The 13,088-nt window shown below is 53.2% G+C and carries 11 protein-coding genes; 10 read left to right on the top strand and 1 reads right to left on the bottom strand.

Features of this window, described 5'->3' with window-relative positions:
* From J5M66_RS18135 to J5M66_RS18100, 8 genes are all read left to right on the top strand, one after another.
* Positions 1-853 (top strand): glycosyltransferase family 4 protein (locus J5M66_RS18135; protein WP_207817494.1); only part of this gene is annotated, 853 nt, incomplete at its 5' end.
* A gap of 97 nt (positions 854-950) precedes the next feature.
* Entirely contained in the window at positions 951-1,883 is a 933-nt protein-coding gene (locus tag J5M66_RS18130; RefSeq protein WP_207807768.1) for an NAD-dependent epimerase/dehydratase family protein, read from the top strand.
* Positions 1,884-1,931: 48 nt separating this feature from the next.
* Positions 1,932-3,278, top strand: coding sequence for a glycosyltransferase (locus J5M66_RS18125; RefSeq protein ID WP_207807767.1), 1,347 nt, complete (start codon positions 1,932-1,934; stop codon positions 3,276-3,278).
* Positions 3,279-3,447: 169 nt separating this feature from the next.
* Positions 3,448-4,041, top strand: coding sequence for an adenylyl-sulfate kinase (gene cysC, locus J5M66_RS18120; RefSeq protein WP_207807766.1), 594 nt, complete (start codon positions 3,448-3,450; stop codon positions 4,039-4,041).
* Positions 4,038-5,414, top strand: coding sequence for an FAD/NAD(P)-binding protein (locus J5M66_RS18115; RefSeq protein ID WP_207807765.1), 1,377 nt, complete (start codon positions 4,038-4,040; stop codon positions 5,412-5,414). Before cysC ends, J5M66_RS18115 begins: the two co-directional genes overlap by 4 nt.
* A 169-nt stretch (positions 5,415-5,583) precedes the next feature.
* Positions 5,584-6,555: an SDR family oxidoreductase gene (locus J5M66_RS18110; protein ID WP_207807764.1), complete on the top strand. Its 972-nt coding sequence runs from the start codon at positions 5,584-5,586 to the stop codon at positions 6,553-6,555.
* Positions 6,552-7,562, top strand: a complete 1,011-nt coding sequence (locus J5M66_RS18105; protein ID WP_207807763.1) for a glycosyltransferase family 4 protein — start codon at positions 6,552-6,554, stop codon at positions 7,560-7,562. The genes J5M66_RS18110 and J5M66_RS18105 overlap by 4 nt, the downstream gene beginning before the upstream one ends.
* A gap of 283 nt (positions 7,563-7,845) precedes the next feature.
* Positions 7,846-9,630 (top strand): glycosyltransferase, encoded by a 1,785-nt coding sequence (locus J5M66_RS18100; protein WP_243432943.1) that lies wholly within the window; start codon positions 7,846-7,848, stop codon positions 9,628-9,630.
* A 10-nt stretch (positions 9,631-9,640) separates the two neighbouring features.
* Here the strand turns inward: J5M66_RS18100 and J5M66_RS18095 are convergent, their stop codons facing one another.
* Complete coding sequence (locus J5M66_RS18095; protein ID WP_207807762.1) at positions 9,641-10,405, bottom strand: SGNH/GDSL hydrolase family protein; 765 nt, start codon at positions 10,403-10,405, stop codon at positions 9,641-9,643.
* Positions 10,406-10,591: 186 nt separating this feature from the next.
* Here J5M66_RS18095 and J5M66_RS18090 point away from each other — a divergent pair, with 186 nt between their 5' ends.
* Both J5M66_RS18090 and J5M66_RS18085 read left to right on the top strand, forming a co-directional pair.
* Entirely contained in the window at positions 10,592-12,586 is a 1,995-nt protein-coding gene (locus tag J5M66_RS18090) for a nucleoside-diphosphate sugar epimerase/dehydratase (RefSeq protein ID WP_207807761.1), read from the top strand.
* Between the two features lie 110 nt (positions 12,587-12,696).
* Positions 12,697-13,032: a helix-hairpin-helix domain-containing protein gene (locus J5M66_RS18085; RefSeq protein ID WP_207807760.1), complete on the top strand. Its 336-nt coding sequence runs from the start codon at positions 12,697-12,699 to the stop codon at positions 13,030-13,032.
* Positions 13,033-13,088: the final 56 nt, after the last annotated feature.

The raw sequence follows: 13,088 nt of genomic DNA, 5'->3' as shown, positions 1-13,088 counted from the left end.
AGCTAAGAAACAACGTGCTCTGGGGCTGGATGAGCAGGCGATTACCATAGTTTTTGCGGGTCGAATGTGTGACCAGAAGCGACCGCTGAAGCTGGCGGAGATCCTCAACGGATTGAAGCACGCCGGCACTCGCTTCAATGCACTGGTTATCGGTGAAGGCGAGTTGCGGCCTGCGTTCGAGGCATTCATCGAGCAATATGGCTTGGGCGCGCACGTGCATGTTTTAGGCGCGAAGCCGCATGCGGAGTGGCTTGCATTACTGGCAATTTCCGATGTACTGCTGATGCCTTCGGAATATGAGGGGATCTCGGTCGCTCTCCTTGAATCGATGGCTGCAGGAGTTGTGCCGGTAGTGGCGGATGTCGGTGGGCAGGATGAGTTGGTGAGGGGGGCGACCGGTTATCTGGTGCCACACGGTGAAAATGAGGTTAGCCGCTATGTTGGCATATTGCAGGAACTTTCCAACGATGCAGGGATGCGCATGCGAAAGGCGCAAGCGTGCCGACAGTTGATCGAAGCGCATTACACTGCTGCAGCCACGAACCGTCAGTGGTCACAAATACTCGATGAGGCTCAAGCCAACAGGGCTCAGTCTCCACAACCTTTTCTCCCGGCCGGGCTCGCGAGAGAGCTGGCAACGATGGCCTTGGAAAATCGCCGGGTGACGACTTATCTTGACTATCTCTACTCTACGCATTGTCTGACAAACGAAGCACAGACCGAAGGGCCAACCAAGGCGGCGATTCTACGCTTGTTAATTTCAAAAGTTCGGCGGTATCCATTTGCCGAATACTTACTGAATAAGCCGTGGATCAAAAAGATTACTCGAAAGTTGAAAGCGCTGGTTTCTTGACGCTTTGTCGCGTTTGTGTTAATTTTTTTGTCATTTTTGTTGGCTGATTTATGTCAATTTTTTCAATCTTTGTTTTCGATGTCAGTCGAGAGTTTTTATGAAAATTACAGTATTTGGTGGCGGCGGATTTATTGGCTCCACTATTGTTGACCGTTTGTTATTGGATGGCCATTCCATTCGAGTTTTTGAACGCCCTCGTGTAGTCGAGTATCGTAAGTTTTTGCCTCACGAATCCGTAGAGTGGATGACAGGTGATTTGTCGTCCACCAGCGACATAAGCAAGGCAGTGGAGGGTGCAGATGTCGTCTTTCACCTGGTCTCCACGACGCTGCCGAAAAGCTCGAATGAAGACCCGGTTTACGATGTGCAAAGCAATGTGGTTGCAAGTCTGCAATTGCTCAATGCAATGGTCGAGCACAAGGTTAACAGGATCGTTTTCATCTCTTCCGGTGGCACGGTTTATGGTGCCCCGAAATACCTTCCTATCGACGAAAAACATCCGACAGATCCAGAAGTTTCTTATGGCATCACCAAGCTGACCATCGAGAAATACCTGCAGATGTACAACCATCTGTATGGCATCAAGCCGGTTGTTTTGCGAGTTGCCAATCCTTATGGGGAGCGTCAGCGCGTAGAAACTGCGCAGGGTGCTGTGGGCGTGTTCATCCATAATGTTCTCAAGGGCTTGCCTATCGAGATCTGGGGCGATGGCAGTGTCGAGCGCGATTTCCTGCATGTCAGTGATGTGGCAGAGGCCTTTGCCCAAGCGGCGACTTACTCGGGCGATGCCAGCGTCTTCAATATCAGTTCTGGCGTGGGTACCAGCCTGAACAGTCTGATGTCGATGATCGAAGCGGTCAGCGGTGAGCCGGTTGCCAGGAACTACAAGCCTGGACGTTCTTTCGACGTGCCAGTCAGTGTGCTTAGCAATGATCTGGCGAGGAATGAACTGGGCTGGACGCCCAAAGTGTCGATGCAGGAAGGGATCGTGCGAACGTTCGAGTGGGCCAAGAACGAACTGCAGAAGTGAGGGTGGCCGGGTGAGTTACCGTCTGCACGGTGCCAGTGTTGGTTGCGCATGAGGATCCTGCTCACTGTTCATCAGTTTTTTCCCGAGTTTTCTGCGGGAACTGAGGTTCTGACCCTGTCCGTCGCCCGCGTGCTGAAGTCGTTTGGCCATGAGGTCAGGATCTTTACGGGGTTTCCGACAACCGAGGCGCTCGCCGACCCTGAGCGCTTCGATCAATATCATTACGAATCGATTCCAGTTGATCGCTTCCGGCACGCCTATGTGCCCATGGGCGATCAGACTTCAAAGATCGAGATCGGTTATGACAATCATCTGGCGGCTGATTTTTTCGAGCATTTGCTTGAAGAGTTCAAGCCGAATGTTGTGCATTTCTTTCACCTCAATCGTCTTGGCACCGGCCTGATCGAGAAAGCGGTCGCTGCCGGTGTTCCTGCGTTTTACACGCCTACGGACTTCTGGAGTATTTGTCCTACCGGGCAGTTGCTGCGTTGTGGTGGTCGGACCTGCGCGGGGCCAAGCAAGGAAGCGGGCAATTGTGTCGTGCATTTCGCTGCCAGTCAGCTACCTCAGCGCATCGGCAAACTGATGACAGCGGTGCCGGACGTTATTAGCGATAGGGTCGTGCGCATTGTTCGTTCGTTGCCGGTATCGGCAGGTTCGGTGGTGCGTGAAGTGCGAGCGTTGAACGGTCGCCTTGCGCAGAATGTCCGGCGGCTGAATCTTCTGCAGGGCATCATCGCGCCGAACCAGATGATCGAAACACTGTTGACGCGCAATGGTGTGCGGTCAGACATAGTGGTCAGGTCGTCCTATGGCATCAATCTCGAGCAGTCAGTCGTGGTGCGAGATCGAGCACGGCGTGATCGTCCCTTGGTCCTGGGATTCATTGGCACGCTCGCCTCGCACAAAGGCTGTCATGTGCTTCTTGAGGCCCTGCAGCGTTTTCCTGCTCGCGATCTACAGTTGAGAATTTACGGCAAGCAGACGGACTTTCCGGACTATGTGGCCGGTTTGCATCGACTGGCCGGTGGCAATGAAGCGGTAGAGTTTTGTGACACCTTCGCCAACGAAGACATATTCACTGTGCTGGGTGGAATGGACGCATTGGTAGTTCCATCCGTCTGGAATGAAAATACGCCATTGGTCGTTTATTCAGCGCAGGCTGCCGGCTGTCCGGTTGTGGCCTCCAATGTGCCTGGCATCGCTGAAGCCGTAACGCACGATTTCAATGGACTGCTGTTTGAACCAGGCAGCGTGTCCGGCCTTGAAAGCGCATTGAAAAGACTACTGGCCGAGGAGGATTTGTTGGCGAAACTGTCATCGAATTCCACACCTCCAAAATCTGTTTCTGTTTATGTGAACGAGTTGTTACAGAAATGGAATTTAACCAAATAAGAATGTCGACTACTGGTCCAGTGTCCAGGTTTTCCTTGGCGCGGGCGGACGCTGGGTCTATTCTTCACGCCTAATCACGAACTTGGGTTCAATGCTCGCAAAGCGATTTTTCTTTCAGCGTTGAAAGCCTCAATTAAGTCAATGTTTATATAACTGCGGTGTAGTTTCGATGACGGAAAATCTTGTCGCTCATCAGATGGTTGTCGATCGGGAGCAGCGCAGCGCTCTCAAACAGCAGCGCCCCGTGGTTCTTTGGTTCACTGGGCTTAGCGGTGCTGGCAAGTCGACGATCGCCAACGCTCTTGAGCAGGCACTGGTTGAGTGTAATCGCCATACCTATTTACTGGACGGGGACAACATGCGTCTCGGTCTTTGCAGGGATCTGGGTTTCAACGATCATGATCGGACGGAAAATATCCGCCGCATTGCTGAAGTGGGCAAATTGTTCGTTGACGCTGGCCTGATTGTCGTCAGCGCCTTTATTTCGCCGTTCCGGCTCGACCGTGAATTGGCCCGCCAGGTAATCGGTGATGAGTTCTTCGTCGAGGTTTACATCAGTACGCCGTTGCCAGAGTGTGAGCGTCGCGATCCGAAAGGTCTGTACGGAAAGGCCCGCTCGGGAATGATCAAGAACTTCACCGGAATCGACTCGTTGTATGAGCCTCCACTGAGCCCGGATATCACGATCAATACCCTTGAAGAGGATGTGTCCGCGTCTGTCGCGAAAATCATGCAGTACCTGGACGGACGGGGCGAACGTTGAAGACGCTGGTCATCATTGGTGCCGGATTCAGTGGCGCGGTAACCGCCGTTCACTTCCTTCAGGTCTGCAAGCCTGGCACTCGAGTGGTGTTGCTCAATCGTTCCGGTGAGATGGCCCGTGGTCTTGCGTATGGAACCAACAGTTCGCGGCACTTGCTGAATGTGCCGGCGGGAAACATGACGGCGCTGATTGATCAGCCGGATCATTTTCTGCGTTTTTGCGAGACTCGCCTGCCGGGTACTTCGTCGGGTTCTTTCGTTCCCCGCAAGCTCTACGGTGAATACCTCTCGGGACTGCTCGCGGAGGCTGAACATCATTGCCGCGATGGTGTCAGTTTCGAACGGATCACGACCGAGGCCCACGGCATCGAAGCGGATAAAGCAAAAGCCCGTATACGTATCGCTGACGGCCGGGAAATATTGGCCGATCATGTGATACTCGCGTTCGGCAATTTCTCACCGTTCAACCCGGTTATCACCTCAATTCCTCGTGCCGTCGGACGTTATCTGGCTGATCCGTGGTCGGGGGAAATCGAGGTGCCGATCGATCCTCGGGCTCCCGTTCTTTTGTTGGGCGCAGGGTTGACTGCGCTGGATGTGGCGCTGACCCTGGATCAGCAAGGGCATACCGGGCCGGTGTACATGCTTTCACGGCGAGGTGTTCAGCCACTGCCGCATCGGACTTCGGGGCACGTCGATAGCATCGCGGGTGATGTAGTTCAAAGCCTGCTGGCTTCTGATCCGACAGTGCGAAGCTATTTGCGCCATATGCGTTCATTGGTTCGGGTTGCTGCGAAGGATGGCGTCGATTGGCGCGATGTAGTTGCCGCGGTGCGTCCAATCACCGCGCAACTATGGACGCGTCTGAACGAGACCGAACGTCGACGTTTCCTGCGTCACGTCCAAGTGTATTGGGATGCCCATCGACACAGGGTTGCCCCGGCATCGTATGCAGCGTTTTCCGCGCAAATGGCGCAGGGCCGGTTGAAACCTGTGGCCGGAAGAATCCAGGATATCGAAGCGCTGCCCAACGGTTTGCGTGTCCAGGTCGGAGTGCGTGGCACGGCAACGATAGAATCGCTGGAGGTTTCGCATATCATCAATTGCACAGGGCCGAACTCCAACCTCGCCCGAGTCGATGATCGTTTGATCAGTCAACTGCGTCAGGCGGGGCTGATTCGATTGGACACGCTCGGCCTGGGAATTTGCGTGGATGAGGCGTTGTCCGTTCAGGATGCCCAAGGAGACCCCGTGAGTTGGCTGAGTTATGTCGGGCCGATGCTCAAGGCGCAATATTGGGAAGCAACAGCTGTTCCGGAGCTCAGGCGTTATGCGCGTGATCTGGCTCGGCGGATTGCTGCGAAAATCGGTTGATTCATACCGCGTTGATGCGCGTCACGGGTATCGTCCTTGCAAATAACACTGTTTCCTCTGGAGTATTGTCTGGCCTCGCTGTTTGCGGCAGGGCGGGTTTTGTTCTGGCTAGTTGATGGTCAATAGTCGTGATGCATATCCAGCGTCAATTCATTACCGAGCCAAACCAATGAAAGTTGAAACGGTGCTGGTTACCGGCGGTTCAGGATTTTTAGGCGGGGCCTTGCTGCGGCACCTTGAATCTTGCGGGCAGTACACCTTGATTGCCGCGTTGCGCAAAGAATGCGCCAGTCTCCCCCAATCCATTCGACGTTTCCTGTTTGCGGATTTGAATGCCGATGTTGATTGGCAAGATGCGCTTGAGCAGGTCGATGTGGTTGTACATTCGGCTGCACGGGTTCACGTCATGGATGAAGCTGCCGTTGACCCTTTGGCCGAATTTCGGCGGGTCAATGTAGATGCGACTCTAAATCTGGCCCGACAGGCCGCGAATGCAGGCGTGAAGCGCTTCATCTACATCAGCTCGATAAAGGTCAATGGTGAATCTACGCCGCCTGGAGTCCCGTTTACCGCAGATGACGTTCCGGCTCCTGTTGATCCTTACGGGATTTCCAAACTAGAGGCTGAGACGGGATTGAAAGCGCTCGCAACGAGCAACGGGATGGAGGTGGTCATCATTCGCCCCGTGCTGGTTTATGGTGCGGGTGTCAAAGCCAACTTCCTCAGCATGATCCGCTGGCTGCGACGCTCAGTGCCTCTGCCATTTGGTGCGGTACATAACAAGCGAAGCCTGGTCTGCCTGGATAACCTTATCGATTTCATTGAGAAGTGTTTGGCGCATCCCGCCGCGGCCAATCAGACTTTTCTGGTCAGCGATGGTCATGATGTTTCGACAACTGAGCTTTTACGTAGTCTGTCTGCTGCGCTGAACAAACGCTCCATGCTATTACCGTTGCCGGTAAGCCTGATGAGTGCTGCTGCAAAGCTCTTGGGTAGAAAGGCCGTCGCCCAGCGCATCTTTGGTTCGCTTGAAGTCGATATCAGTAAAAATCAACGTTTGCTGGGCTGGGTTCCACCGGTAAGTTTTCCGCGTGCTCTGGACGCCACAGTAAAACCATTTCTGGATGCTCAAAGAAAATGAATGAGTGGTGGCTGGTTCTGGTAGTCGCTTTCCTGTCTTTCGTACTGACAGGTTTGTTGCGCCGTTATGCTATATCACGTAGCTTGATTGATATCCCCAATCAGCGCAGCTCGCATACGACGCCTACACCTCGTGGTGGAGGTGTCGCCATCGTTCTGACTTTTATCTTCGCAGTATGCATGTTGTTTGCTGTCGGTTTGACGACAAAAGTTGCTTTGATTGCTCTGGTCGGTGCGGGCGGTATCACGGCGGTTATCGGCTTTCTGGATGATCACGGTCACATCGCGGCCCGCTGGCGCCTCTTGGCGCATTTTATTGCAGCGGCCTGGAGCGTCTACTGGATCGGCGGACTACCGCCGCTGGAGATCGCGGGCATCAGCATTGATTCAGGATGGATTGGGCACTTCCTAGCGCTGTTTTATTTGGTGTGGATGCTTAATCTTTACAACTTCATGGATGGTATTGACGGTATTGCTGGCGTCGAAACCGTCACTACTTGCGTTGGGGCTTGTTTGATTTACTGGCTTGCGGGTTTCCCGTACCTTTTGTGGCCACCTGCTTTACTGGCAGTATGCGCTGCAGGCTTTTTGTTCTGGAACTTTCCTCCGGCTAAGATTTTCATGGGGGATGCAGGCAGTGGCTTCCTCGGTATCATATTGGGAGTATTGTCGCTTCAGGCTGCATGGACTGATCCTGATTTGCTGTGGGTCTGGCTGATACTGCTTGGCGTATTCATTGTTGATGCAACATTGACCTTGATGCGTCGATTATTGCGCGGCGATAAGGTGCACGAGCCGCATCGCAGCCACGCCTATCAATTCGCGTCCAGACAGTTTGGCAAGCACCTGCCTGTGACTGTCGCGGTGGGGCTGATCAACTTGTTCTGGCTGTTGCCCATTGCGTTGTGCGTGAGCTATTTGAACCTGGATGGCTTGCTGGCGCTGAATGTTGCCTATGCGCCGATTGTCTGGCTGGCGGTCAGGTATAGGGCCGGGGAAATTGAGTAACGCTGGAAACACGGGTGGAGGCCAAGCAATTCAGCGCTCCTTGCGGCCCGCGGCAATACCCTTACTCCGCAGATGTCGGAAAACTAGCCAGGATGTGTATCATGCGCTACCCGATCAGTAGAATGCTCACTGTCTCATTGATCAAAAAATCACCTGGCGTATGAACGTTTCAGTTTGGTGAGATTTTTGTACGAAACGTATGGGAGGCTTGAAAATATTGACCTCTCACTCGACGATTAGAAGTACTCGACTCTTGAAGCTGCTCAATTAGAAGGAATGGATTTTGGCTCGCAATAGTTTTTTCTCGAAGCTCTCCAAGCTCTTTGCTCCACGATCAGAAAGCTTTGAGACTTCCGGATTGCCCCAGCAACACGTTAGCGAGCCAGATGCCCCCGTGTTGTCCCAGCAACACGTTAGCGAACCAGAGGCACCCGGTGAGCCAGCTATTACTGTCGAAGTCGAAATAGAGCCGTGCTCGGTCGTTCCGACTAATTACGATTTGAGCAGGCTACCAGAGAATTTTGATCCTGCGCTTTATTTGAAAATGAACCCCGATCTCGGCACGGCTATCGATCCGATTGCCCATTATCTGGACTATGGTTTTCAGGAAAGCTGGCGAATAGTGACGCTGCCGAAAATTACGAAATCCGGCAGTCGCAGCTTCGATCCTGGGCGAGAGACGGTCATGGTCGTTAGCCATGAAGCATCTCGATCAGGTGCGCCGATACTTGCTCTAAATCTGGTGAAGCGTTTATCCACCAGCTACAACGTAGTTGCTCTTTTGCTCGGCAATGGCTCGCTGCTTGATGACTTCGAAGACGCAGCCGTTGCGACCATGGCAAGTCCACGACTGAAAAACAATGTTCCCTATACCAAGTTCGCCATTGATAAGCTGTGCAGCGATTTCAATTTCAAATTTGCGTTGGTCAACAGCATGGAATGCCGCGTGGTTCTGGAGCCATTAGCTAGGCATTTCGTACCTGCCATTCCATTAATCCATGAGTTCGCATCTGCATACCCCAATTCCGCGGCGCTATTTTCTGACGCCACGTTGTGGTCCAGCGACGTGGTATTTTCCGCGAATATTACTTGGGAAAGTGCTAAGGACTCATGTCCGGCCCTCAAGCCGTTGACCGCTCATATTATCCCTCAGGGTCATTGCGTGCTTCCTGTCACTGTGATTGATCAAGACGAGGAACAATTGGAGTCCCATTACCTGCGCAGCAAAATCCGACCTGCCAGCGATACTGAAAGGAAATTCGTTGTCCTCGGCGCTGGCTACGTCAACTTTCGAAAAGGCGTTGACATATTCATTCAGTGCGCAATAAAAACCATGCTTTCCCCCGGAGGAGAGAAGTTTCGTTTTGTCTGGGTTGGCAAAGGCTTCAATCCGGATGTAGAAGATGGCTACTCCGTATATCTCGCCGATCAGATTAAGCGTTCGGGCCTAGCAGACCGCTTCGTGATGCTTGACGAAACTTCTGCAATTGCAACGGCGTATGAGGAGGCTGATCTGTTGTTTATCTCGTCTCGATTGGATCCCTTGCCAAACGTCGCTATCGATGCGTTTGATTCGCGATTGCCGGTGCTCTGCTTTGATAAGGCTACGGGCATATCTGATTTCCTTGCATTTAGTGGACTGCGCGATTCCTGCATTGCGGATTATCTCGACGTTAACAGTGCCGTGCAAAAGATCTTCGCATTGGCTGCCTCCGCGAACTTGTATGAGGAAGCAATCAACAAAAGCAATGCAGCGTCCAAAATCTACTTTGATATGGACAGGTACGTCGCGGAGCTTGAATCTATCGGCGTTAAAGCTGCAACGCGTGCCGAGCAGGAAAGGCGGGATGTTGAATTGATTTCTGGCTCTGGCTTGCTCCTAAATACTGAGCAAGATGTGCGGCAGTATGTCCGGTCGTGGGCCAGCGGCATAAATCCACAATCGCCTCGCTCGGACTTCAAGCCCGATGTATATCTCGAATGGCACGGTGTCGAGATACCGGGCAGCGATCCATTTGCCGATTACATTCGCAAGGGTTTTCCACAAGGCGTTTGGAACAACGGCTAACAGGAGCGCCTCACTTGGCGCGGAAAATGCGGTCCACCAGTCTACTCAAAAATGTTGGCTTGATCGCTTCGTGTCGTTTTTCGGCAGGCCGGGATACACCGCTTGACTGATCCGGGTTCGAATAACGTTCGAGCACTGGAATCAGCAACGGTGCGATCATTCGCGCATGGGCCGAAAGGTCGTAGTGATGGTCGCTGGGGTCGGAGTTTCTAAGGGATTCCTTGAGGCATCCGGAGTCGTCCATCGATAGGCTGTCCATATTGATATGACTTATTCCCTGACGAGCGCAAAAGATCTCCATCAGTTTATTGAATTCAATAGTCAAGCGGGTCCTTTCGGCAAGCGTGGCTGTCACCTCTTTACGCAAGTTCGCAACTTCTCCCCAGTCCATTCCATCTCGTATGGTCGGAAGGGGGGTGCTGATACAAACCACATGGTGAGTCTGTTTAATGTCCTCAAGCAGTTTCTGGTAGTTGTCAACGGCCAGTTGCAACATTTGCGATACCTCATTGCCGTATTTTTGCGCTCGATGCCAAATCACAAAACCGGTATCGACCTCGCCTAGCATTACGATCACCGTGTTGGCCGTTGACGCCTCCAACGCCGCAGTGAACTGCGGCATGGCCTGAGTGACAGCGTTTGGATTTTTCAATCCGGAAACAGTCGCCCCTCCGACTGAAGTGACTTCGAACGTGTATTCGGGGAGCAGCAGTCTAAGCGTTTCAGAGTTGAAGACCGATGCGTGAGAGTCGCCGAGTACCACTACTGGGATCATTGTCTGATTGATTCCTTGGTTGGTTAGGGGTTGCGAAAAGGCGGGGGTAAATTCTATAGGGTCACCACGTTTACTCCGAGAACGAATTCACCTTTTTAAAGCCGATTATTCAGATGAAGCCGCAAGCATTGAGGTTACAATGCGGGTCGACTTGGTAAGGAGGGAGCCACGTGCTCGAACGGGTGAATGGATAAAGTACGGGCTGTCTTGCTGGGCTTGCCTCGTAAGCAAAAACGTTTGCTGCAGGTGGCTACTGACGTCGTATTGGTGTGGGTTGCCCTCTGGTTGTCGTTTATCGTGCGTTTGGGCATAGACGATATGTACAACCCCTTGAAAGCCCATATCTGGCTCTTCGTTTTCGCTCCCCTTATCGCTATTCCCCTCTTTATTCGCTTCGGCATGTACCGGGCCGTGATGCGTTACTTCGGTAACGATGCCCTGATTGCCATTGTCAAAGCGGTCAGTCTGTCCTCGCTGATTCTCGCGGTGGTCGTCTACTGGTACAGCAATCACGAAGCTGTGGTGCCGCGCTCGATCATCTTCAACTACTGGTGGTTGAGCATGATGATCATTGGCGGTTTGCGCCTTTGCATGCGCCAGTTTTTCATGGGCGACTGGTTCACTGCCGCGCAGCACGTACCGTTTACCAGTCGTGATGACGGTTTGACCAAGGTCGCCGTATACGGTGCCGGCGTTGCCGGTAATCAACTGGTTGCCGCTCTGCGGATGGGCCGCGTCATGCGTCCGGTGGCGTTCATCGATGACGATCCGGGCATTTCCGACCGCTCGATTTCCGGGCTTCAGGTCTATAAACCCAAGCAAATTCAGCAGATGATCGATGTGACTGGGGCCCAGGAGATACTCCTCGCGCTGCCGTCGTCGACCCGCGCCAGGCGCCGGGAAATTCTCAACCTGCTTGAGGGATTCCCGCTTCATGTACGCAGTGTTCCGAATTTCACCGATCTTGCCAGCGGTCGGGTCAAGGTTGAAGATATCCAGGAAGTGGATATCGCCGACTTGCTGGGCCGTGACGCAGTGCCGGCCCAGGCCGATCTGCTGGCGCGCTGTATAAGCGGCAAAGTCGTGATGGTTACGGGGGCGGGTGGTTCGATCGGTTCAGAACTCTGCCGGCAGATTTTCACCTTGGGACCGACCACGCTCGTCCTGTTCGAGCACAGTGAGTTCAACCTCTACAGCATTCTTTCCGAGCTTGAACAACGTGTTAACAGACAGGCTGTTCCGGTGCGTCTATTGCCCATCCTCGGTTCCATCCGCCACCAGGACAAGCTGTTGGACGTGATGAAAACCTGGAAAGTCGATACCGTTTATCACGCGGCGGCCTATAAACACGTGCCCATGGTTGAACACAATATTGCTGAAGGTGTGCTCAACAACGTTATCGGTACGCTTAATACAGCGCAGGCCGCTTTGCAGTCCGGTGTATCGAACTTCGTACTAATTTCGACCGATAAAGCCGTGCGCCCTACAAATATCATGGGCAGCACCAAGCGCCTTGCAGAGATGGCGCTGCAGGCTCTAAGTCGAGAGACCGCGCCAGTATTGTTTGGCGACAGTGCCAACGTGTCGCGCGTTAACAAGACCCGGTTTACCATGGTCCGTTTTGGAAATGTCCTGGGATCCTCGGGATCGGTTATCCCGTTGTTCCACAGTCAGATCAAATCCGGCGGCCCGTTGACCGTCACGCACCCGAAAATCACCCGTTATTTCATGACCATTCCAGAAGCCGCTCAATTGGTTATCCAGGCAGGTTCCATGGGGCAGGGCGGTGACGTATTTGTGCTGGACATGGGTGAGCCTGTGAAAATTGTCGAGCTGGCGGAGAAAATGATTCATCTTTCCGGACTTAGCATTCGATCAGAGCGTAATCCTCAAGGCGATATCTCCATCGAATTCACCGGGCTTCGGCCGGGCGAAAAGCTCTACGAGGAGCTCTTGATTGGCGATAACGTGGCCGCCACTCAACACCCGATGATCATGACGGCCAGTGAAGATCATCTGACGTGGGACGTTCTGAAGGGCAAGCTGAGCGAATTGCTCGTGGCAGTTGAGCGCGATGATTACACCCGCGTCCGCCAACTCCTGCGCGAAACCGTCTCCGGCTACACCCCCGATGGCGAAATCGTTGACTGGATCTACCAGCAACGTCGTCTTGAGCCCTGATTGTTTCACATCCTGTAACGCTCGCATTTTTGACTTCCCACCATCATGACCTACGTTTGGAGAGCAGCTTGGGAAAAGCTGCTTTCTAAAACGATGATGGAGCGTCACTTATGCGTACCGGTTATATCTACTCGCTGATCTTTGCTTTCCTCACCAGCGCCTCTATCGCTGCGATTGCGGCTCCCGTAACTCCTTCGGAGACGACGAAGGCTCCTTTGCTGATGGATGCAGCTGCTCCTTCTCAGACTGCCAAAGTCGATCTCAATGGCGCGGATGCGGCGACGTTGCAGAAGGAGTTGGCGGGTGTGGGGGAGGCCAAGGCGCAGGCGATTGTTGCGTATCGCGATACTAATGGGCCGTTCGCGTCGGTGGATGAGTTGCTGGAAGTGAAGGGGATTGGCAAGGCGATTCTGGATCGCAATCGTGAAAAGCTGGAAGTGAACTAAGCTGACAGTTCAACGCCGAGAGGCCGGTCTTTGACCGGCCTTTTTATTGGGTGCTG

Origin of the sequence: Pseudomonas sp. 67(2021) (assembly GCF_017491835.1) — a bacterium.
GTDB lineage: Bacteria > Pseudomonadota > Gammaproteobacteria > Pseudomonadales > Pseudomonadaceae > Aquipseudomonas > Aquipseudomonas atacamensis.
Note: the sequence above shows the minus strand (reverse complement) of the source record. Positions and strands in the feature narration are given on the sequence as shown.